Raw genomic sequence first — 20458 nt, forward strand, 5'->3', positions numbered from 1 at the left:
AAAAGGCAGGAGGCAGAAGGCAGAAGGCAGGAGGTAAACTATTGCTATTCCTAGCGTTCACGCTTTCAAAATTTCCTAACCCAAGACTTTTGGTACTGTCAGCTGTCACCTGTTACCTGTCACCTACTATAACCAAATACAACTTGATTTAAACTCGATTTTGACTTTTGTGAATTTGCTCTAATAACTGCTGCCAATTTCCTGGTGCGGGTAGACATTTCAAACCTTGACAAACCAAACCTATATTACCCTCTCCTAAATTAGATTCTAGACTAAACATAGCACTAGGCAAATATTGGGTAATTAGGGTTTGAATTTGCTCTTTTCTACTACGAATTAAGGTCGAGTTACGATACCAATCTAAAGCTGTAAATAAACTAGGACAAGCTTGGGGGGAACTATTCATTACCCCTCGAAAGGCTTTTAAACCTTGTTCAGCTAAGTCAAGGTAATGTAAATTATCAGTTAGCAAAGATAGACGCACCAAATTAGCAAGAGCTACTCCATTAGCAGAGGGTGTAGCATTATCAGCATAACTGCGTTCTCGGACAATTAAATCTTGACTAGCATCACTAGATGTGTTGTAGTAGCCACCAAGTTCTACACTCCAAAGAAATTCGTCAAATTCTGCTTGGAGAGCGATCGCCTTTTCTAACCATTCAGAGTGCAAATTTGCGTTATCATCATGAATGAGAGTTGCTTGGTGTAAATCAAGTAAAGCCTTAATAAAAAACGCATAATCCTCAGACTGAGCCAATACCGTCGCTTCACCAGCATAATTCAGTCTGTGGAAACGCCCCTGTAATTGATTTTCTAAAATAAACTTTGCTGCTTTTGTCCCTAATTCTAAATAATATGGCTGTGCAAACACCTCACTAGCTCTAGCTAACCCAGAAATCATCAAACTATTCCAAGCCACAATCATCTTTGTATCTGTAACCGCAGGAATACGGCCAGGCCAATTGATAGTTTTTGCTTCCTGGTTATCCCGCGCAGGTGGAAAGGTAGTTAAAGATTCAGGTGTAGCACCATAACGCACAGCAAACAGCTTACTTAAACCTGTTTCTACAGTCCCACTTAACTCACCCCGAAGGAGTCTTTGTAAAACATTCTTTCCTTCAAAGTTACCGTTAGGGGTGACGGTAAATTGCTGTTGTAATTCCGTTAGTTCTGCCGCAGTTAATAACTGTTCTAATTCGCTGTAACTCCAAACATAAAAAGCACCCTCCTCCGGTTCCTCATCTGTCCGCAGATGGAAACTATCAGCATCTTGAGCAGCATAAAAATAACCTGTCGATGCAGTCATTTCCCTTGCTAGCCATTTCACAGTTCCATCCACAGCCACCTTGATAGCTGGTTCCTGGACACCCACACTCCACAAATTAGCCAAATATTCGACAATCTGACCATTGTCGTAGAGCATCTTTTCAAAATGCGGTACAGTCCAAGTGGGATCAACTGTGTAGCGGTGAAAGCCTCCACCTACATGGTCATAAATTCCACCCAAAACTAAATCTAAACCCCGTTGAGTACAAATTTGTGCAGCATCATCACGAGATTCATAATTAAAGCGAGTACCACGTAATGCCAACTCAGCATAGGGCATCATGGGGAAACTATTACCATATTGATTGGGTGTAATTATCCTTGTACTAGTTTCCCAACCCTTACGTAATAATTCCCGTTCCTCTATTTCCTCAGTTTCTTGATTTGCCAATACCGCAGAACTCAACAAAGCTTCCACAATTACCGCCTTACGTTGGCGTAAATCAGTCTTTTCTGTATCGTAATAACGACGTAACGCCTGTAAAACTTGCAAAAAGCCGGGACGGCCATAACGGGGTTCAACAGGAAAATAAGTCCCAGCGTAAAAAGGTACTAAATCATCAGGAGAAAGAAATACATTTAAAGGCCAACCCCCTTGACCGCTCATCATCTGCAAACTTTGCATATAGATGCTGTCTATATCTGGTCTTTCCTCCCGGTCTACTTTAATGGGGAGAAAATTGGCATTCATGTATTCAGCAATATCTAGGTCAGAAAAAGCTTCCCCTTCCATAACCGTACACCAGTGGCAGCTAGAGTAACCAATCGAGAGAAAAATTGGTTTATCTTGATTTTTAGCTGTGGTTAGTGCTTCATCACACCAAGACCACCAGTCAATCGGATTATCAGCATGTTTACGAAGGTAAAGACTCTTAGCTGCGGCTAGGCGATTGGGCATGACTAAATTTAGTATATTCCTTGCTTTGCTCAGTCTAACTGTTTAATAGTTAATATTTCAAATTCTGGAAACTCACCAACAAATCTTTTGAAAAATTTTTGAATCACAACACACTAAACTATTTGCACTTCCTGCTTACACAGAGAAATTCTGGTGACTGAACTCTATGCCTATATATCTTACTCAGCTACATTCAATGTAGAGCTAATTACTGTTGTAGATATTTCAGAAATTGGGGTTACACCTTTAGTAGGAATGGGAGTGTGAGAGCGTAAACCTACTATCAAATGTAGTAAAAAAGTGATTAAAGCAGCTTGTATAAGTTTTTCCAGCATAGTCATCTCGCTTGAATAATAAAATTGCTCTTCAGGCTGGCTTATTCTAAATACAACGTTAACTATTGATTTTTCGGGCTGAGTAAGTATAACCGGACAATAACTGATATCAAGATAAAAAAATGTGAAAAATGTTACTAATAACGAAAAAGCTACAGGTATTTAGTAGTAACAAAAAATAAAGAAATGTTTAAGAAAAAGCTTGACTAACAGTTATGAGCCGTCAGGGGGTGATTTAGCGTTTTTTCAGGGAACTACACCTGATTTGACATCTCACACCAGAAAAAAGTTCCCAGAGCAGGGATAGAAGAAGACAGGAGTTCAGGAGTATGGCTAACGCCACGCTGCGTGAGCAGAAGTATGGCTTATGCCTCCGGCACTTTGCGCGTTAGCGATGCGCCATACTACGTGAACAATAGTTTAAAAATGCAAGAATTACGCAGCAGTCGCATTAATTATTCTGTCTTCTTCTGCAACTTCTGCAACTTCTGAACTTCTGAACTCCTCTCTTTCCCACAAATTTGTTAGTCGTCGATAGAATATAGGAAAAATAGCTACAATTAAGCTCAATGATTCCAATCGTTATTGAACAATCGGGTCGAGGCGAACGTGCCTTTGATATTTACTCACGACTGTTACGTGAGCGCATCATATTTTTGGGACAACAAGTGGATAGCAGTCTGGCTAACTTGATTGTGGCCCAATTGCTGTTTTTAGATGCTGAAGACCCGGAGAAAGACATTTATATGTACATTAATTCTCCTGGTGGTTCAGTTACGGCTGGGATGGGTATTTTTGATACTATGAAGCACATCCGCCCCGATGTTTGTACTATTTGTACTGGACTGGCAGCGAGTATGGGTGCTTTTCTATTGAGTGCTGGGACTAAAGGTAAGCGGATGAGTCTACCCCATTCACGGATTATGATTCACCAACCTTTGGGTGGGGCACAAGGACAAGCAACGGATATTGAAATTCAAGCGCGGGAAATTTTATACCACAAGCGACGCTTAAATGAGTATTTAGCTGATCACACAGGTCAGCCGTTGGAGAAAATTGCGGAAGATACAGAACGTGATTTCTTTATGTCACCAGAGGAAGCTAAGGAATACGGTTTGATTGACCAAGTAATTGACCGTCATTCTGCTGGTAGTCGTCCCATGGCTGTAGTTTAGTAATTTAGCCATTGGTCATTAGTAAATCAACTTTACTGATGACCAGTGACATGGTGCGCTAAAATCCAGCGATGGGGTCTGGTTGAGATTCCAGGTAGCGGAGAAAGTCTAGTAATTCTTCTTCGCTGAGGAGCGATCGCCCCCTTTTGCCGTAAGTTTTAATTAGATACTCTTTTCCTTGGTCTGGTGTCCACCCTAAACGCTCTATCTGTACATCTGTTTTGGCTATCACATCTGATAGGTTCACAGGTTCGCTTTTCTTCTTTCTTTTTGATGTGACTGGCTGCACTGCCACATCTTCTGTAGGGGGATAGCTACGGGGAGTAAAAGGTGTAACGTTACTGGGGGAAATGGTAGGTAGAGAAGGGATATCTACCTCTGATTGAGGAAATGGTTCTAAATCTTGGCTAGGAATGGATACAGGCTCTTCTGATGGGGTATATTCACTCACGGCCTGATTACCCACTAGATGTTGGGGATCAGGGGTAGTAACAGGAGAAATTTCTGGGTGATAACTTACTGACCATTGGCTAGTAGTAGTATCCAGGGAAGTGTGACTAGGATTGACAACTTTTGGACTCTGAACAGTAGGTTGAACCTGGGTTAAGGATACAGGTGCAGAAGAATTAACACCTGAAGATGAAGATAACTGAGGTAACCCCACTAGCGTTAAGGCACGATTTCTAGCTTGGTCTTCTGCTGTTTCCACTGTCTCTGCTGCGGCCATAGCAGTGAAACGAGTCACGCCTTCAATGATAATACTGACTCGGACTATATATTTACCTTGAAAAATTTCTACTAATTCCGAGATAATACAGCCCTTAGGGTACAAGCTCTGGAATTGAGCCAACATAATACTGCCACCAATTTAAATTTGTTTACTATAAGCCTCACGCTAGCAGCAAATGCTGCTAAGAACAATTGAAAGCTAAATCTCTAGAATTCCTAGACAATAGTCAACTCTCACTTGTATGCTGATTTTTAATTACGATCTTCACTATAAAGTCTGACTCAAAATTCTGCACGCATGACTGACAAGCCCTTATCCTCCAGCTTTTTTCTGTATGTCTACAGCCTACTGATGACAAAAGAGTAGCTGTTGTCGGTAACGAAAATTTCTGTTCATTGCTAACTAGTTTTGAGTAGTTTCGCCTTCAGTGCTATACTAATTACCTAATTCAATATCTAGAAGTATTTTCTGGAAGTACGCTCTAACTCTACAATAATAAAGATAAGGTTCGCCCTCACTGCTTGTTAAACTGCTTACCTGATTGTTACCGATTCTACAGATGGGAAAATTAGGTTGATCGGCAGTTTCTCCTAGTTAAAACTCAGATTCTCATGGCGTGAAATTACCTTTTATCTAGACAATCAAACACCTGTGGTTTCACCTGCGTAGGAGCTTCCGGGTAAGGTGGAGAATTCTTCAAGCCAAGCCTTAAAAAACCAGTGGCATAATTACTGGGAAGGGCAAAAGGAGAAGCGGGAGCGCCTTGTTCAGATTGCCTAGATGGAAAGAGTGGAACGACAATTTCTGAGAGTATCGTGCAGTGAGAAGTCGGAGTAGAGAAGTCCTCTCACCAGAGCTTCGGCAGCCTTGCCTTCGGGCAATTCGTTTGCAGCTAGTGTCTGTAGGCCGTGAGGGTATACAGGGAAGAACCAGAGTAAACAACAAATGATGTTTTGACCAAAGGTCGGTTCACTGCATGGAATTTTCAATCGCTACACTCCTTGCCAATTTCACCGATGATAAATTGGTAGCTCGCAAAGTTCTGGAAAAGAAACTGGGTTGTGAGGATGAAGATAGTCTAGAAAAACTACACATTGCTTTGGAGGTGCTAGAAAAGATAGGGCTGTTGGTCAAAGAACGGGGTAAATACCGCCGTGTGATGGAAGAAGGCCTGATTGAGGCTAAATTGCGTTGCTCTAGCAAGGGCTTTTGCTTTGCGATTCAGGATGTGGAAGGATCGGAAGATATCTACATCCGAGAAAGCCATTTGAGTAATGCTTGGAATGGCGATCGCGTTTTGGTCAGAGTTCTGAAAGAAGGAAGCCGTCGTCGTTCCCCAGAAGGGGAAGTGAAGCTGATTTTAGAGCGTTCTAATCACACCTTACTGGCACGAATTAAGCAAGTAGAAGGTGGTTTCCGCGCTGTGCCTTTAGATGACCGCTTGTTGTTTGAGCTGAAACTGCAAACCAGTGGTATGAGTTTAGAACAGGCTATTGATCATCTAGCCCATGTGGAAGTCCTGCGCTATCCCTTGGCCCAGTATCCCCCTTTAGGTCGGGTAGTACAAATCTTGGGCAGTGATGCCGAAGCAGCCGCGGATATAGATTTAGTTACCTGTAAGCATGACCTATCACGTAATTTTCCCGAAAATGTTTTAGAAGCAGCTGCCAAGTTGCCTAAAAGGTTGCTGAAGGCAGATTTAAAAAATCGCGTAGATTTACGAAATCTGTTTACTTTCTCCATTGAAGGTATCACAGGGGACAATAAAGTAGTCGAAAATGCCTTTAGTTTGGAAAAAACGACTGGTGATAATTGGCAGGTGGTGGTTCACATTAGTGACCTCACACATTACATCCAACCTGACGAAGCTTTAGACCGGGAAGCACTCAAACGGGGTCGGTCTGTTTATTTGGGAGAATTAATTTTGCCCATGCTACCAGATACGGTGACAGAAAGGTGTTCTCTGGTAGCAGGTAGCGATCGCTTGGCCATCTCCTTCGTCATTAACATTAACTCTCAATCTGGAGAAGTCTTAGATTGGGAAATACAACCAAGTGTGATCAATGTAGATACTGCCCTGAGTCAGCAACAAGCAGAAGCTGCACTCTCAGGTCAACCCAGCAAGATATCTGCGGAAATCATCCAAAAATTGCGCGATTTGACCACTTTGTCCCAAGTAGTCAAACAAATGCGCCTACATCGTGGCAGTTTACAACTCAATCTTCCTCCTAGCCACAATCCCTACTGTGATGAAGGTGTGATGGGAGCAGTAGTAGTTAACGATTCACCGTTAACAGCAGTGGTGACAGAATTGGTGATTTTAGTTAATCAAATCATTGGTGACCACCTCAATGCTTTAAGTGTGCCAGCGATTTGGCGTGTTCAAGGTACACCTGATCCCGAAGATGTGCAGGAAATGTTGAAGCTAGCCATTAACTTAGGTGTGGAACTAGCACTAGATCCAGAAATGGATATCCAACCCCTAGATTATCAACATTTAACTAGAGCTTTTGCTGAATCGGCATCTGAACAAGTCCTCACCTACTTGTTGCAAGATACACTCAAACCCTCTGTGTATAGCACTGCTAAGGGTTTACACTTTGGTTTAGCTCTGCCCCAGTATCTGCACTTTACCTCACCTTTGCGTCGTTACCCAGATATGTTGATGCAGCGGGTGTATCATATGCTGCTGGAACACGGTCGCGATCGCCGCACTACTCGTGTGAAAGAACGGGTCAACCTGCGTCATTCCTCCTCCCATGGAGAAATTAACTGGAATGTTCTTGCACCAGAACTCCAACAAGAGTTACAAAGCGAATTAACCAGAGTCATTGTCCAAATTAACGACCGCGAAAAAGAAGTCCAAGAAGCAGAAGCTGACTTAGCAGGGCTGCAAAGAGCCGCCTTAATGAAGCAACGCATTGGACAAGTATTTCAAGGCGTAATTACTGGCGTACAATCCTATGGTTTCTTTGTGGAAATAGAAGTTCCCACCCCGGAAGTTAAGAACAAAGCTAATCAAGGTGCGCCATTACGGGTAGAAGGACTAGTCCATGTTAGTTCCCTCAAAGACGATTGGTACGAGTATCGAGCTAGACAACAGGCCTTGTTTGGTCGGAAAAATCGCGCTTCCTATAGATTAGGCGATCGCGTCTCTGTCCAAGTCAAGAGTGTAGATTATTACCGCCAGCAAATAGATTTAGTCACTGTTGGTAGTGATGGTTTAGCTAAAGGCTTTGGAGTTAATCCCTTGCTTGATGATCCCAACGATATTTACTTACAAAGCAAATTAGGGGATTTAGACTTAGACCCCTATGAAGAAGAGTAAATTCACTGGATAAAGGCGTGTCAAATCAGAACAAACCCCTTATTGTTGGCGTATCAGGTGCATCAGGACTAATTTATGCTGTACGTCTGCTCAAATTCCTTTTGGACGCTGAGTATTGGATTGAACTTGTAGCCTCCAAATCCACCTACACAGTTTGGCAAGCCGAGCAGAACATCCGAATGCCAGCAGAACCAGAACGACAAGAGCAATTTTGGCGAGAACAGGCAGGAGTGCCACTAGCAGGTAAACTACATTGTCATACTTGGAGCAATGTAGGTGCTAGCATCGCTAGTGGCTCTTTTCGGACTTTGGGCATGGTCATTATTCCCTGTAGTATGAGTACAGTGTCCAAACTAGCGGTTGGTTTAAGTTCAGACTTACTGGAACGGGCCGCTGATGTCCAAATCAAAGAAGGACGTAAACTAGTCATCGTCCCTAGAGAAACTCCCTTTAGCTTAATTCACCTCCGCAACTTAACTACCCTAGCCGAAGTTGGGGTAAGGGTAGTACCTGCTATTCCAGCTTGGTATCATCAGCCACAAACCATAGAAGATTTAGTTGATTTTGTCGTTGCTCGCGCTTTAGATCAATTAGACATCGACTGCATCCCTATTCAAAGATGGCAAGGTCATGGTTAAGGTATCAACAGGTTAAGGAATTCAGGAGTAGCTGAGAAATGGGAATAATTTAGTATGGTTGTGAGAAGTTTGCCATTGTTGGGTGATGGAGATGAACATAATCAAAAACAATTGAGAGCAGTTATCCTGCGGTTGATTTTGGTGCAACCCCTTGACTGACAGCGGACAGACAAATCCAAATTCTCAAATCCCCAGCTTCTCAACTCCTGAATACTTTATTGATAAGTTTTTATGCCGATAATTCGCTTAATTTTGTTAGTAGCAGTATTAGGAGGACTAACACTACTATTAGTTCAAAATTGGTCTCCCGTCCTCCCCTTAGTTTTTTTGGGAGTCCAAACTAAACCTTTACCACTAGCATTGTGGATTTTATTTAGTACATTTGCTGGTGGTTTTACTTCTGTGCTCATCACTATTTTGGGAAAATTTACTGGTTATGGGATGGCAGTGGAACCAAAAACATCTGTGAAAAAAACTCCAACCTCCACTCGTGTCAATCCTCGTCCAGTAGAACCTCCCATTTATTCCCGCACTCCCCCATCTAGCCAAAGGGAATACACCACCAATCAAGAATTTGATGATTGGGATAGCAACAGTAATCAAGATGATTGGGATTTTGATGGGCAATCACCTATAGACAATCCAAAAACATCCGAATCCCAACCACAGCCTAAAAACACTCCTCAGTCCGGCGTATACTCCTATAGCGCTCAGGAACCCAAAAATACATCTGTGGGTAAAACTGAGTCAATTTATGATGCTGATTATCGAGTAATTATTCCTCCTTTCAATCCTCCTAGCACAGAAAAGGCAGAGGAAGAGGATGACTGGGGAGATTTATTTGCAGATGACGATTTTGAAGATGATCAAGACAGTGCTCGTCGTCGTTAAGCATTTATATTTAGTACCTGAGCAAAATTAATTAAATCTTGTAGCTAAGAAAATAAAAATCTCTTGTTTTATCGGCAAGTACACTGCTCTCGCGACTCTTGTTTCACCTTACCTGTCATTGCCGCTTCTTGCAAAATCATAAAAGCATTAAAATCTTCCCGATCATATGGATTTGTTAAAAGTTGTCTAAGTTGATTTTCTGCATCCACTGTTAAATATCCAGTTCTTAAAGCAGTTTGGACAACATCTCGAATTCGAGTCATAGCTGAAACCTCATTCAGTCCAAATTGATGAATAGAAGCTTACTCAGATTGAGAAAAGCCATGTTCTACAAAGGTAATATTAGGTTATCTTTCTGAAAATTCCGGGCTTTAGCTACTTAGTTCAAACTAAATTAAAAACAAATAGTTCATGTGCTAAGAGTCGGAAGTGGGAATTGATGAACCCACCAGCGAGATAATTGTTTAAGTGGATAGACGGAATTCGTTTCTTAAAGTTTCAAAGAAGTTATATAAAATTTAGGTTAAGCTAAGGATACCTAAGTATATTTATTTCTGCACCTAACAACTGTTACTAAATTCGTTATAAATTCATGTTTTGTTCATCGGGATTTTACGGAATAGTAGTTAGCATATTGTTAGTTTATTTGTTAATTGAATATTGACAATAATGTCATTGATGAATTCTCCAAGGATAGAAAGCGAATTTATTGAAGCGCAAAAAAGTTGGGAGTTAGAAAAACTATATGTAGATTTAGCCTCTGCAAAGGGAAAAGCCCTTACTCCTGTGGAGAAGAAATTTTTGCGGGGTTTATTGTGTGGGTTTAGTCCAGCGGAAATCGCGAATGTAGTGTATCAAACTCGTAGTAGTAGTACGGTTCGAGTTTATCTGTCGAATGGGTTGTATAAATATTTAGAAGAAATGCTCAGTAACCAAGTAGGATACTTGGTGAAGGTGAAAAATTGGAGCCATGTGACTCATTTGCTGGAAAAAGCAGGGTATAAAAAGAACTGGTTAAATGTCAAATCAACTAGTTTTTTGCCTCCGCGCCCAAGTACAGAACCAGAAGCAGATTTTAGCCAAATTAAATCGCCAAAAATTCAAGATTGGGGTGAAGCAGTTGATGTCAAAGGCTTCTCTGGCAGAAATCGGGAGTTAGCTACTGTAGAAGATTGGATTGTGAATCACCGCTGTCGGCTGGTGGTGCTGTTGGGGATGGGAGGTATTGGTAAAACAGCGTTGGCAATTAAGTTAGCAGAGGATATTCAAGACCAATTTGAGTATGTAATTTGGCGATCACTGCGGTTTGCCCCACCCTTGGATATTTTGTTACATCAAATTAAGCAAATATTCGCACCGAAATCAACAATAGAGCAAACAGAAGGGTTAGGTATTACTAACAAAATTTCTCGTCTCATTAACGATTTACGTAATGCCCGTTGTCTATTGGTTTTAGATCATTTCGATGCCATCTTAGATAGAAGGGTTGACGAGGCCAGTATTCTCACGCAACATCCAGCTAATTACTCCCGTTCACAGATTGTCTATCGTCAAGGTTATGAGGATTATGGCGAAATGATTAGACGGGTAGGTGATTCATCACATCAAAGTTGTTTGTTATTAACGAGTCGAGAAAAACCACCAGAAATTGCAGCGAATGAAGGAGGTAAATTACCAGTTCGCGTTTGTAAATTGACTGGCTTGAATCAGGACGCAGCCATGGCCCTTCTTCATGCTAAAGGTTTTAACCAATTACCTCTGGAAAGTGGTCAAATTTTATTACAAAGGTATGCAGGTAATCCCTTGTTCTTGAAATTGGCAGCGACGACTATTAACGATTTATTTGGGGGTAGTGTAGATAATTTTGTGAATCAAGACACGGTTGTTTTAGGGGAGATGCGGATTGTCTTAGATGAACAGTTGCAGAAGCTATCAACTCTAGAAAAGCATATACTGTGCTGGCTGACCTTGAATTTCCACATTTCCATAGAACATCTACCCGTCATGATGATGCCAGAATTATCACCATCTATGGCTAGAAGATTAATTTTGGAAACCTTGGAATTATTACAAAGGCGATCACTCATTGAACTTCAAGATTCTCATGTATGTATTAACACAGTAGTCAGACAATATATTCTTGAATCCTTAATGACAGAACAGTCTCAAAGCGGTATAGACAAAGGCTTTCTACGGCAAAATTCCACCCTAGCAGCGGTATGGGAAAAATACATAGGTGAGCACCCTGATTTAAAGTAAATTGAGGATCTAAAACTCGCAACTGGAGCAAAACGACTGGTGAATAACTTATTGCAGGGAGTAAACGTCTATTTAATTGGCATGATGGGTGTGGGGAAAACCACGGTAGGACGGTTACTTGCACAGGAATTAGGCTATGGCTTTGTGGATACAGATGATGTAATTGTCAAAGCCGCCGGCAAATCCATCAATGAGATATTTGACCAGAATGGGGAAGGGGTTTTTCGTCAACTAGAGAGTGATGTTTTAGGTCAAGTGTGTGCTTTTACCAAATTGACCATTGCTACAGGTGGGGGTATTGTCCAGCGACAAGAAAACTGGAGTTATTTACATCATGGATTAATTGTCTGGCTGGATGTACCAGTGGAAATTTTGTTGCAGCGTTTAGCAGAGGACACAACTAGACCCCTATTGAAAGATAACGACCCATTAGGAAAATTGCGATCGCTTCTCGAAACCAGAACCCCCTTCTACTCCCAAGCAGATTTACACATTACCATCACCGCTGAAGAAACCCCAGAACAAACCACCGCCAAGATTATCGCCGCAATTCCTAGTGTGCTGAAATCTCATGAATGGAAGGTGACAGGTGACAGTTGACAGGTGACAGAGAGAAGAAGACAGAAGTTACAGGAGTTATGGAAGGTGACAGGTGACAGGTGACAGGTGACAGAAGAAAAAGAGTGAAGCGTGGTGAAGCCATACTCCTGTAATATTATGTTCGCCGTGCCGTAGGCATACTTCTGTTCGCGCAGCGTGGCGCAGCCATACTCCTGAACTTCTCCCGAAAGATTGTGACTAACTGCAAAGTCTTCTACACTGACTTGCATAGGTTCCCAGTCTCACAAGAATCCTTATGATAGTTAACGATACCGAGTATATTAGGCAAGATGCGGCCACCCGTGTGCAAGTCCTCAGCGAAGCACTACCCTACATTCAACAATTTGCGGGTCGTACTGTAGTTGTGAAGTATGGTGGTGCGGCGATGAAAGATAGCACCCTCAAAGATAAAGTTATTCGCGATATTGTCTTTTTATCCTGTGTTGGGTTGCGACCAATTTTAGTGCATGGTGGTGGCCCGGAAATTAATAGTTGGTTAGATAAACTGGGGATTGAAGCTCAGTTTAAAAATGGTTTGCGTGTGACTGATGCACCAACCATGGATGTGGTGGAAATGGTGTTAGTTGGGCGTGTCAATAAAGAAATTGTGGCGCTGATTAACCAAGCTGGTGGTACGGCTGTGGGTTTATGCGGTAAAGATGGTCACTTGATTACAGCCCGTTCCCAAGGTGATAAAGCCATTGGTTTTGTGGGGGAAGTGAGTAATGTCAATATCAAAATTTTAGAAACCCTCTCTAGCAATGGTTATATTCCTGTGGTTTCTAGTGTGGCCGCTGATGAAACAGGACAGGCATACAACATTAACGCTGATACAGTAGCTGGAGAAATTGCGGCTGCATTAGGGGCTGAAAAATTAATATTACTCACCGATACCAGAGGAATTTTAAAAGATTACAAAGATCCTTCTACCCTAATTCCCAAAATCGATATTCCTGAAGCCCGCGATTTGATTAATCAAGGGGTTGTTAGTGGGGGGATGATACCTAAAGTGAATTGCTGCGTGCGATCGCTTGCCCAAGGGGTAAAGGCAGCCCACATTATTGATGGACGTATTCCCCATGCCCTACTACTAGAGATTTTTACAGATGTGGGCATTGGGACGATGATTCTCGGTTCTCAGTTTAAATAATAATTGGGTAGAGGGCATCAGGTGAAGGGTGAACAATCAAGCCAAAAAATCACCAAGACCCAATACCCAGCAAATACCAACGACCAATTACCAATGACTACAGACAGTTTAGAACTCGCCAAATCTAAATACCAAAACGGAAAAGCTGCCTTTGAAAATGGACAATATCGGGAAGCGGTAGATAATTTAGAGAAAGCTAGCGCCCTCTTAGCCAGGAATACAAGGTTAGCTGGTGAAGTGGATATTTGGCTAGTCAATGCTTATGAAGCAGCGGGAAGGTCACAGGATGCGATCGCCCTTTGTCAGCAACTCCGCCGTCATCCTCACCACGAAACCCGTCTCCAAGCCAAGCGCCTTGTTTACATTTTACAAGCGCCCAAACTCAAACGGCCAAAGGAGTGGATGACAGAAATTCCCGATTTAGGCGCACTGTCTGATAATCAAGACAAAATTCGTGTCACTGTCAAACCCAAAAAATCGACCTCAAAACCCAAAACCATAGAACCAGAATATATTGACCTTAGCCAAGTTAATACTAAAGATAATCGATTTATTTGGGTTGCTCTAATTGGGGTCTTGTTAACTATTTCTTATCTCATCTGGTTAAGCGTGTAAATAGTCATCACAGCCTCACTCCAAGGTCATATTCATTATCATTTTCTGGAGAACAACGTTTATGAAAATATCTAAACTACCACAAATCCTTACTTGGTTGTTCAAACCATTTACATCCTTATTTATCCGCAACCAGAAAATTAAGCATAAACCAATTTTATTCATAATTATATCCTTATCTTTATTATTATCTGGTTGTGTGCAATATGATTTAGGCATCAATTTTAATCATGCCAACAGTGGCGAATTAGTCCAGCATATTCAAATTTCTGAAAAACTCACCAGTTTGAGTGGTGATTATGTTTATGAATGGCTGAATAGCCTTGAACGCCGGGCGAAAAAATTACAAGGTTCAGCTAAACGCATTTCTCCCCAAGAAGTTGTTGTTAAAATTCCCTTTACTAACGGCAAGGAATTACAGGAAAAATTTAACAGCTTTTTTAATCCCCGTAACGACAAAAAAGCCAAAGATTTAGATAATAATGGAGAGTTAGCAAAAATCGATTCTAATTTAATTGTTGAACAAAACAACTTTTTGCTATTTGTGAGAAATCGGCTGATTTATGATTTAGATTTAAGTTCTCTAGCTGTAATTGCTAGCAACGGTAATGTCATAGAGGGAACTAGTTCTCTAGTGAATTTAGATTTAAGCTTAAATACTCCTTTTGGAGCAAAAAATATCCAGCCAGTAGAAAATATAAATCAACCAGAAAAACATGGAAACCAACTAGTTTGGAAATTACAACCAGGTCAGTTAAACCATGTCGAAATCGTATTTTGGTTGCCTAATTTTTTAGGGATTGGCACCTTAGTGATAATTCTGTTGATTTGGGCTGGTTTGTATTTGCGATATACGGTATTACCAGCACCAGTAGTTGAGAAGAATTAAATTAGGGCGCTGCAATGATAATGCGTAGGTTGGGTTAATCGGAGTGAAACCCAACATAGACAAGGCATTTGGTTCTTGGTTTATACCTACGACAAGCTACGCGAACGTTCCTCAAATGGATATTAATTGGAGAAATCAAAGGCTGAGATTGTGATTTGGGCTATAGCTTTTATGGTCTCTATGTTAATTGGTAAAGTCTTAGCACAATCCAATCACATCTAATGGTGAGTTAGAAAAGCTTTATAGCTAGTTATCCTCGTTGTTATCGGAAGATTTTTCTTTGAGATTTTTCTTCACCCAAAATAGAAACTCATCCGCAGATTTCTCAATTGCCCAAGTGATTAAAGCTGTTAAAAGAATAGTAGGTATATCCATGATTAAAATTTTTTAAAATTTGGTTGCTATTCAAACAATACGAAATTCCTAATTAGCTTGTACGGCAACAAACAGAAAGTTAATAAGTTTCCGGATCTTTCCGGTTTTAAATCTAGACTGACTTTTGCAACAAAGTTATGATGATGAAATTAATTTAGTCATTAGTTTGGTGTAGTAGATTTTGACCCCACCCCTAACCCCTTCCCGCAAGCGAGGAGGGGAACAAGAGAAGATAGAAAAAGTAGCCTCTTTTCACCCAGTGAGGGGAGATAAGAAAAAAATAGTAGCCCCTTCTCCGTGAACGGAGAGGGGGTTGGGGGTGAGGTTTCCAGATGTAATGAACTCAACTAAAAATTCCTATAAAATGCCTATTATTGAAAATAAATATGGCTAATTCTAATTCTTCTCAGTCCAAACCAAGATCAATTGCCATCAGTGCAAATGGACGTATTTTACTGGAACAGAAAATCGCACAACAAAAAGATGAAGATGGAAAAAAGTTATCCCAACTGGATATTGCTACTAAAGTGGGTATTAGCGATAAAACGTTGCGAGAATGTCTGAAGGGTACACCAAAAGATTTAACGACAGTTGTAGCGATCGCTAACAATCTAGGATTGAAAATTGAGGATATTGTTGATTCTGAAGATTTAAAACAAGTCAGGGGAGAAAGCAAACCCAACTCTATGCAAATCAACTGGCGCGAAATATGCCAGAAAATGCTACAAAAACAGCAACATCAACAACTATTAAGGCGACAAATTACTGAATTAAAACACGAAATAGAAATCTTTGTAGAATTAGGCTTAATTCAACCCAAACCCGCACGACGTAAGGAAGAAACACCCTTTCCTCATCCTACCAACGGAATGCGACAATATAAACCAGAACCAGAAAAACAATACGAATATGAGGAATTTATTAATGAAGTCATTGGACAGCAAACCAAAAATTTAGCCATTATTGGAGAACCAGGGGCAGGAAAAACCACTTGGTTAAGCAAAATTGCCGAATATTTAGCCGATAATTCTGATTATCCCAGCCCTATTTGTATTAGTCTCAGTCGCTTAGAAAATAGAACCCTAAAAGACTATTTACTGCATACTTGGCTAGAAGAGGCTTTAGAATTTATTCCCTCCCAAATTACCGTTACACCCGCTTTAGTGGCAGATTTCCAGCAACAGTTTAAGGATCAGCGAGTGTGGTTGCTGTTGGATGGGGTGGATGAGATGAAAACCACCGCCAACTCACCTTTATCCCAACTCAATAGCCAATTAGAAGGATGGGTAACTTGGACAAGGGTAATTCTCACCTGTCGTCTCAATGTTTGGCAACCTAACCCCATTGCTAATTTTGAATATTATCGCACTCTGGCTTTTAGTGATGTCCAGGTGAGAGATTTTATTCAGCAGTGGTATGAAAAGGCGGAAAAACGGGAGTTAGGGGAACAGTTACAGCAAAAGTTAACCGCACCCCAACACAGCCGCATTTTTGATTTAGTCAAAAACCCTTTGCGGTTGGCAATGTTGTGTCAGAGTTGGTATTTTTTGCAAGGGGAATTACCGGAAACCAAAGCAAATTTGTATCAGCGTTTTGTGAATGAAACTTATGAATGGAAAAAAGGGGAATTTGGCACTACAGCAGTGCAAAGACAACAGTTAAATCAGGCTTTGGGAAATTTGGCTTTGAGGATGATTGATGAACAAATCAGTCTCAAGGAGTCTGTGATTAAAGATGTGATGAGTTTAGAGGAGTTTGAGTTAGCAGAAAGGTTAGGTTGGTTAAATGAGATTTATCGTGACCAAAAAACTGATGAAAAGGTTTATGCTTTCTTTCACCTGAGTTTTGCAGAATATTTTGCAGCCTGTGTGATTGATGATTGGGATTATTTTTTACCTAAAAATCATGTTGATAAACCTGTTGAAGGTAAGAAATATCGCATTTTTGATAATGAATGGAATGAGATATGTTTATTGTGGATGGGAAGAGGGAATATTGATGATAATAAGGAAGAATTTATTCAATCGTTAGTAAATTTTGCAGATGGTGTAAATGATTTTTATCGGTATCAGACTTATTTTAAAGCAGGTGTAGCCCTTGCTGAGTTTAAAAATTGTTCCCTTGCTGATGCGATTGTAGATCAAATTATCAAATGGGCATTTGGCTATTTTGATATTAAAAAGCAAGAATGGATAACTTTTCCTGATCCTCTTCCAAGATATGCAGAAGTAAAGTTATCATCAACTGATACACAGAAAGTTATTCCGGCATTAATCTCCTTTCTTAATTCTAATCAGTATGAAGATGCCCATAGGCAAGCTATTTCGACTTTAGGAAATATAGCAGTAGGGAATGAACAGGCTATTAATACTTTAATTTCTATTCTTAATTCTACTCATAATGAAGATACTCATATGATAGTTGCTATGACTTTAGAAAAGATAGCAGTAGGGAAGGAACACGCTATTAATGCTTTAATAAACCTCATTTTATCTGCTCAGAATGAACCTAGAAGTATGATAATTCCTGGGAGTTTAGGAGAGATACAAGAAAAGCTTTAGTCTCTCTCCTTGATTCCAGCCATGATAAAGATATCCGTCGGAGAGTTTCTGAGAATTTAGGAAAGACAAAAGTCCGAAATAAACAGGTATTAGAGATTTCCATTCCATGTATAGAATCTTCTGATAATCAGAGTATTGAAAGACTAAATTTTGATGATGAAATAGTTGGGTCTACCACAATAAATGTTGATCCAGTATTTACCGTTTTTACTCAAGAGGGTGTTATAGAACGCCGAAATGGAGATGATAAATATCTGATTCAACATGAAATTTATCTATTAGAAGAAGTTTTATTATGTGGTGAAGATATATCTGCTTGTTGGTCAGCAGCTAATATACTAGCACAAACTAATCCTGGTAATGAAATAGCCATTTCAGCATTGTTGAAATTTATTATGTTTGATAAAGATGCAGATTTAAGTATTGCATCTTATAGATTAAAACAAGCTTTAGATAAATCTCACATACCAATGGTTATCAATAATCTAAGATATTGTCTATCTAATGAAATTTATGAAAATGAATTTGAACGATTTACTTGTTGTTTCAAAATCCTCTGGCAATGTACCAAACACCTCACCTATCCCCAATTTTACCAAGCATGGCACGCCACCCCAACCTATCATCCCAAAATGGCAGATTATCAACCCTCCACCGACACCACCCTTAACAAACTCGAACAACAATACACCGATATTTATACCCAATTAAAGCAACTGCAACCAACCTCCACCACCTATCCCATCCCTCTCAACGCTGCCAACCTGGAAGGAAAAACGGCAGAAAAAGCCATAGCCAAAGGTATATTAATCAAAATTTATGGCGAAATATTTCCCAAACAAAAAGCCAACAGCATAGAAGATATATTCGACTTAGAAAACGAACTCCAACCCCTGAGAGAACATCTAAAAACAGATAAAATCGCCCTCATTTTCTGTAACATTAATCCTCACCCAGAATTAATTAATTTCTGTCAGCAATTACAGAATCACTGGTTAAAAATCGCCTTGATTACCGATACACTAATAGTATCTCCCTTGAGTGCTTTTCTGCCTCAACAGGATAATTTATTAGGAAGCGTTCAAACTTGGTTAGAGGAATTGTGATTATCACACTACTCTAGTAATAGGCAAAAAAATGACATTAATCTGTTAACAGTGACAAATAATTAGTTAATGTACATGTACAATCGGGATGACTGGATTCGAACCAGCGGCCCCTTCGTCCCGAACGAAGTGCGCTACCAAGCTGCGCTACATCCCGCCGCAAAAAACAGCAGTTTATACTGATTATATCACACTTGGTGCAAAATAATAAAAATAATTTGCTAAACAGATGACATCATCACGGTCTTTGCTTGCTAGGATTAGATTTGTATAACTTCAGTGGTCAAAATAGATTGTGACTGTTAAACCAGACTGGTTGCGGGTAAAAGCACCTCAATGGGAGCGTGTCGGTAACGTTAAAGAAATTTTGCGGGATTTAGCCCTGAACACGGTTTGTGAAGAAGCATCTTGCCCAAATATAGGTGAATGCTTCAACGTTGGTACTGCCACATTTTTAATTATGGGGCCTGCTTGTACCAGGGCTTGTCCTTACTGTGATATAGATTTTGAAAAAAAACCGAAACCATTAGATCCTACTGAACCAGCAAGACTGGCACAAGCTGTCCGTCGAATGCGACTTAATCATGTCGTCATTACTTCTGTCAATAGAGATGATTTATCTGATGGTGGTGCATCTCAGTTTGTCCAGTGTATTACCGCAGTCCGTGCAGTTTCACCCCAGACCACAATAGAGGTGTTGATACCTGATTTGTGTGGCAATTGGCAAGCTTTGGAAATCATTCTCCAAGCTGCACCAGAAGTGCTTAATCATAATACAGAGACAGTACCTCGCTTGTATCGTCGTGTCCGTCCCCAAGGAAATTATGAACGGACAATCGAACTTCTCAAAATAACCCGTGCACTATCTCCCAGTACCTATACTAAATCTGGCATTATGGTTGGCTTGGGTGAAACTGATGAAGAAGTACGTCAAGTAATGCAAGACCTCCGGTCAGTAGATTGTGATATTTTGACTATTGGGCAGTACCTTCAACCAAGTCAAAAACATTTACAAGTAGCGGAATTTATCTCTCCCGACCAATTTGCAGCTTGGCAAGCATACGGTGAAGAACTAGGATTTTTACAAGTTGTTTCATCACCTCTGACCAGAAGCTCATACCATGCTGAACAAGTGAGAGAATTAATGACACGCTATCCCCGCAGTCATTGATCCTCATTTGACTGACTTGTTTTATACCCCCCTATTCAGGGGGTTGTATATGTCAACAAGCTGGCTTTTCAGAGTAAATTTGGACTTATGTCTCTAAAAATTAATATATATCTATTATTCGCTGCTATTATTTTTGCTATTTGGCCTATTCCTGCTGTTTTTATAGGAGTTACAGTAGCTGACTGGCTTGGTTGCGATACCTCTGGACTTGCAGTGCATTGTGAAGGCAGTTACGAAATCAGTTTGATTTTAACCTGGATGACTCTTAGCCCCACGCTTCTTTTTTATACTGTGCCAATAGGAGGTTCAATAGCTGCCGTTTTGTTAATTATGTTATTAATTCAACTAGCTATAAAAAGATTTAAATCTCAATAAACTGTGGTGGTTAATTGCTAGTCAAATATTCCTTTG

18 protein-coding genes and 1 tRNA gene are annotated in these 20458 nt (G+C 40.4%); 13 read left to right on the plus strand and 6 right to left on the minus strand.

Annotation, left to right across the window (positions count from 1 at the left end):
- Positions 1 to 148: 148 nt before the first annotated feature.
- Positions 149 to 2224: a thioredoxin domain-containing protein gene (locus H6G73_RS10025; RefSeq protein ID WP_190603876.1), complete on the minus strand. Its 2076-nt coding sequence runs from the start codon at positions 2222 to 2224 to the stop codon at positions 149 to 151.
- A gap of 179 nt (positions 2225 to 2403) precedes the next feature.
- The gene (locus H6G73_RS10030; RefSeq protein ID WP_190603878.1) at positions 2404 to 2559 is read right to left on the minus strand and encodes a hypothetical protein; all 156 of its coding nucleotides are present in this window, start codon (positions 2557 to 2559) and stop codon (positions 2404 to 2406) included.
- 569 nt (positions 2560 to 3128) lie between these two features.
- Here H6G73_RS10030 and clpP point away from each other — a divergent pair.
- Positions 3129 to 3734 carry an ATP-dependent Clp endopeptidase proteolytic subunit ClpP gene (gene clpP / locus H6G73_RS10035; RefSeq protein ID WP_190603880.1) on the plus strand — a complete coding sequence of 202 codons (606 nt, stop codon included), beginning with the start codon at positions 3129 to 3131 and terminating at the stop codon, positions 3732 to 3734.
- Between the two features lie 58 nt (positions 3735 to 3792).
- Here clpP and H6G73_RS10040 read toward each other — a convergent pair whose 3' ends face one another.
- Positions 3793 to 4587: a hypothetical protein gene (locus tag H6G73_RS10040; protein ID WP_190603882.1), complete on the minus strand. Its 795-nt coding sequence runs from the start codon at positions 4585 to 4587 to the stop codon at positions 3793 to 3795.
- Between the two features lie 853 nt (positions 4588 to 5440).
- Between H6G73_RS10040 and H6G73_RS10045 the strand changes: the two genes are divergently transcribed.
- From H6G73_RS10045 to H6G73_RS10055, 3 genes are all read left to right on the plus strand, one after another.
- Positions 5441 to 7792, plus strand: a complete 2352-nt coding sequence (locus H6G73_RS10045) for a ribonuclease R family protein (RefSeq protein ID WP_190603884.1) — start codon at positions 5441 to 5443, stop codon at positions 7790 to 7792.
- Positions 7793 to 7809: 17 nt separating this feature from the next.
- Positions 7810 to 8430, plus strand: coding sequence for a flavin prenyltransferase UbiX (locus H6G73_RS10050; protein ID WP_190603886.1), 621 nt, complete (start codon positions 7810 to 7812; stop codon positions 8428 to 8430).
- Positions 8431 to 8661: 231 nt separating this feature from the next.
- On the plus strand, positions 8662 to 9321 hold the full coding sequence (locus tag H6G73_RS10055) for a LapA family protein (RefSeq protein ID WP_190603888.1): 660 nt from the start codon (positions 8662 to 8664) through the stop codon (positions 9319 to 9321).
- A gap of 68 nt (positions 9322 to 9389) precedes the next feature.
- Here the strand turns inward: H6G73_RS10055 and H6G73_RS10060 are convergent, their stop codons facing one another.
- Complete coding sequence (locus tag H6G73_RS10060) at positions 9390 to 9584, minus strand: hypothetical protein (protein WP_190603891.1); 195 nt, start codon at positions 9582 to 9584, stop codon at positions 9390 to 9392.
- A 406-nt stretch (positions 9585 to 9990) separates the two neighbouring features.
- Between H6G73_RS10060 and H6G73_RS10065 the strand changes: the two genes are divergently transcribed.
- From H6G73_RS10065 to H6G73_RS10085, 5 genes are all read left to right on the plus strand, one after another.
- Positions 9991 to 11580: an NB-ARC domain-containing protein gene (locus H6G73_RS10065; RefSeq protein ID WP_190603893.1), complete on the plus strand. Its 1590-nt coding sequence runs from the start codon at positions 9991 to 9993 to the stop codon at positions 11578 to 11580.
- 39 nt (positions 11581 to 11619) lie between these two features.
- Entirely contained in the window at positions 11620 to 12180 is a 561-nt protein-coding gene (locus H6G73_RS10070; RefSeq protein WP_190603895.1) for a shikimate kinase, read from the plus strand.
- A 256-nt stretch (positions 12181 to 12436) separates the two neighbouring features.
- Positions 12437 to 13330, plus strand: coding sequence for an acetylglutamate kinase (argB, locus tag H6G73_RS10075; protein WP_190603897.1), 894 nt, complete (start codon positions 12437 to 12439; stop codon positions 13328 to 13330).
- 93 nt (positions 13331 to 13423) lie between these two features.
- Entirely contained in the window at positions 13424 to 13945 is a 522-nt protein-coding gene (locus H6G73_RS10080; protein ID WP_190603899.1) for a tetratricopeptide repeat protein, read from the plus strand.
- A gap of 61 nt (positions 13946 to 14006) precedes the next feature.
- Positions 14007 to 14834: a DUF3153 domain-containing protein gene (locus tag H6G73_RS10085; RefSeq protein ID WP_190603901.1), complete on the plus strand. Its 828-nt coding sequence runs from the start codon at positions 14007 to 14009 to the stop codon at positions 14832 to 14834.
- Positions 14835 to 15080: 246 nt separating this feature from the next.
- On the opposite strand, the gene H6G73_RS24775 is transcribed toward H6G73_RS10085, so the two are convergent.
- Entirely contained in the window at positions 15081 to 15209 is a 129-nt protein-coding gene (locus tag H6G73_RS24775; protein ID WP_256443769.1) for a hypothetical protein, read from the minus strand.
- Positions 15210 to 15595: 386 nt separating this feature from the next.
- Here H6G73_RS24775 and H6G73_RS10090 point away from each other — a divergent pair, with 386 nt between their 5' ends.
- Positions 15596 to 17770, plus strand: coding sequence for an NACHT domain-containing protein (locus tag H6G73_RS10090; protein ID WP_190603903.1), 2175 nt, complete (start codon positions 15596 to 15598; stop codon positions 17768 to 17770).
- Between the two features lie 395 nt (positions 17771 to 18165).
- Positions 18166 to 18876: an NACHT C-terminal alpha/beta 1 domain-containing protein gene (locus H6G73_RS10095; RefSeq protein WP_190603905.1), complete on the plus strand. Its 711-nt coding sequence runs from the start codon at positions 18166 to 18168 to the stop codon at positions 18874 to 18876.
- A gap of 83 nt (positions 18877 to 18959) precedes the next feature.
- On the opposite strand, the gene H6G73_RS10100 is transcribed toward H6G73_RS10095, so the two are convergent.
- Positions 18960 to 19033, minus strand: a tRNA-Pro gene (locus H6G73_RS10100).
- 138 nt (positions 19034 to 19171) lie between these two features.
- Here H6G73_RS10100 and lipA point away from each other — a divergent pair.
- Together lipA and H6G73_RS10110 are read left to right on the plus strand one after the other, a co-directional pair.
- Entirely contained in the window at positions 19172 to 20047 is an 876-nt protein-coding gene (lipA, locus tag H6G73_RS10105) for a lipoyl synthase (RefSeq protein ID WP_190603908.1), read from the plus strand.
- Positions 20048 to 20134: 87 nt separating this feature from the next.
- On the plus strand, positions 20135 to 20422 hold the full coding sequence (locus H6G73_RS10110; protein WP_190603910.1) for a hypothetical protein: 288 nt from the start codon (positions 20135 to 20137) through the stop codon (positions 20420 to 20422).
- The last annotated feature ends 36 nt before the right edge of the window (positions 20423 to 20458 follow it).

This window comes from Richelia sinica FACHB-800 (assembly GCF_014698825.1).
In the GTDB taxonomy this organism is placed as follows: domain Bacteria; phylum Cyanobacteriota; class Cyanobacteriia; order Cyanobacteriales; family Nostocaceae; genus FACHB-800.

Bases quoted from the DNA above. Each gene is read 5' to 3' on its own strand.
- H6G73_RS10110 (WP_190603910.1), top strand. From the start codon at position 20,135: ATGTCTCTAAAAATTAATATATATCTATTATTCGCTGCTATTATTTTT.
- H6G73_RS10060 (WP_190603891.1), bottom strand. From the start codon at position 9,584: ATGACTCGAATTCGAGATGTTGTCCAAACTGCTTTAAGAACTGGATAT.
- H6G73_RS10080 (WP_190603899.1), top strand. From the start codon at position 13,424: ATGACTACAGACAGTTTAGAACTCGCCAAATCTAAATACCAAAACGGA.
- H6G73_RS10085 (WP_190603901.1), top strand. From the start codon at position 14,007: ATGAAAATATCTAAACTACCACAAATCCTTACTTGGTTGTTCAAACCA.
- clpP (WP_190603880.1), top strand. From the start codon at position 3,129: ATGATTCCAATCGTTATTGAACAATCGGGTCGAGGCGAACGTGCCTTT.
- argB (WP_190603897.1), top strand. From the start codon at position 12,437: ATGATAGTTAACGATACCGAGTATATTAGGCAAGATGCGGCCACCCGT.
- H6G73_RS10045 (WP_190603884.1), top strand. From the start codon at position 5,441: ATGGAATTTTCAATCGCTACACTCCTTGCCAATTTCACCGATGATAAA.
- H6G73_RS10030 (WP_190603878.1), bottom strand. From the start codon at position 2,559: ATGCTGGAAAAACTTATACAAGCTGCTTTAATCACTTTTTTACTACAT.
- H6G73_RS10025 (WP_190603876.1), bottom strand. From the start codon at position 2,224: ATGCCCAATCGCCTAGCCGCAGCTAAGAGTCTTTACCTTCGTAAACAT.
- H6G73_RS10090 (WP_190603903.1), top strand. From the start codon at position 15,596: ATGGCTAATTCTAATTCTTCTCAGTCCAAACCAAGATCAATTGCCATC.
- H6G73_RS10055 (WP_190603888.1), top strand. From the start codon at position 8,662: ATGCCGATAATTCGCTTAATTTTGTTAGTAGCAGTATTAGGAGGACTA.
- H6G73_RS10095 (WP_190603905.1), top strand. From the start codon at position 18,166: ATGTTTGATAAAGATGCAGATTTAAGTATTGCATCTTATAGATTAAAA.
- H6G73_RS10065 (WP_190603893.1), top strand. From the start codon at position 9,991: ATGTCATTGATGAATTCTCCAAGGATAGAAAGCGAATTTATTGAAGCG.
- H6G73_RS10040 (WP_190603882.1), bottom strand. From the start codon at position 4,587: ATGTTGGCTCAATTCCAGAGCTTGTACCCTAAGGGCTGTATTATCTCG.
- H6G73_RS24775 (WP_256443769.1), bottom strand. From the start codon at position 15,209: ATGGATATACCTACTATTCTTTTAACAGCTTTAATCACTTGGGCAATT.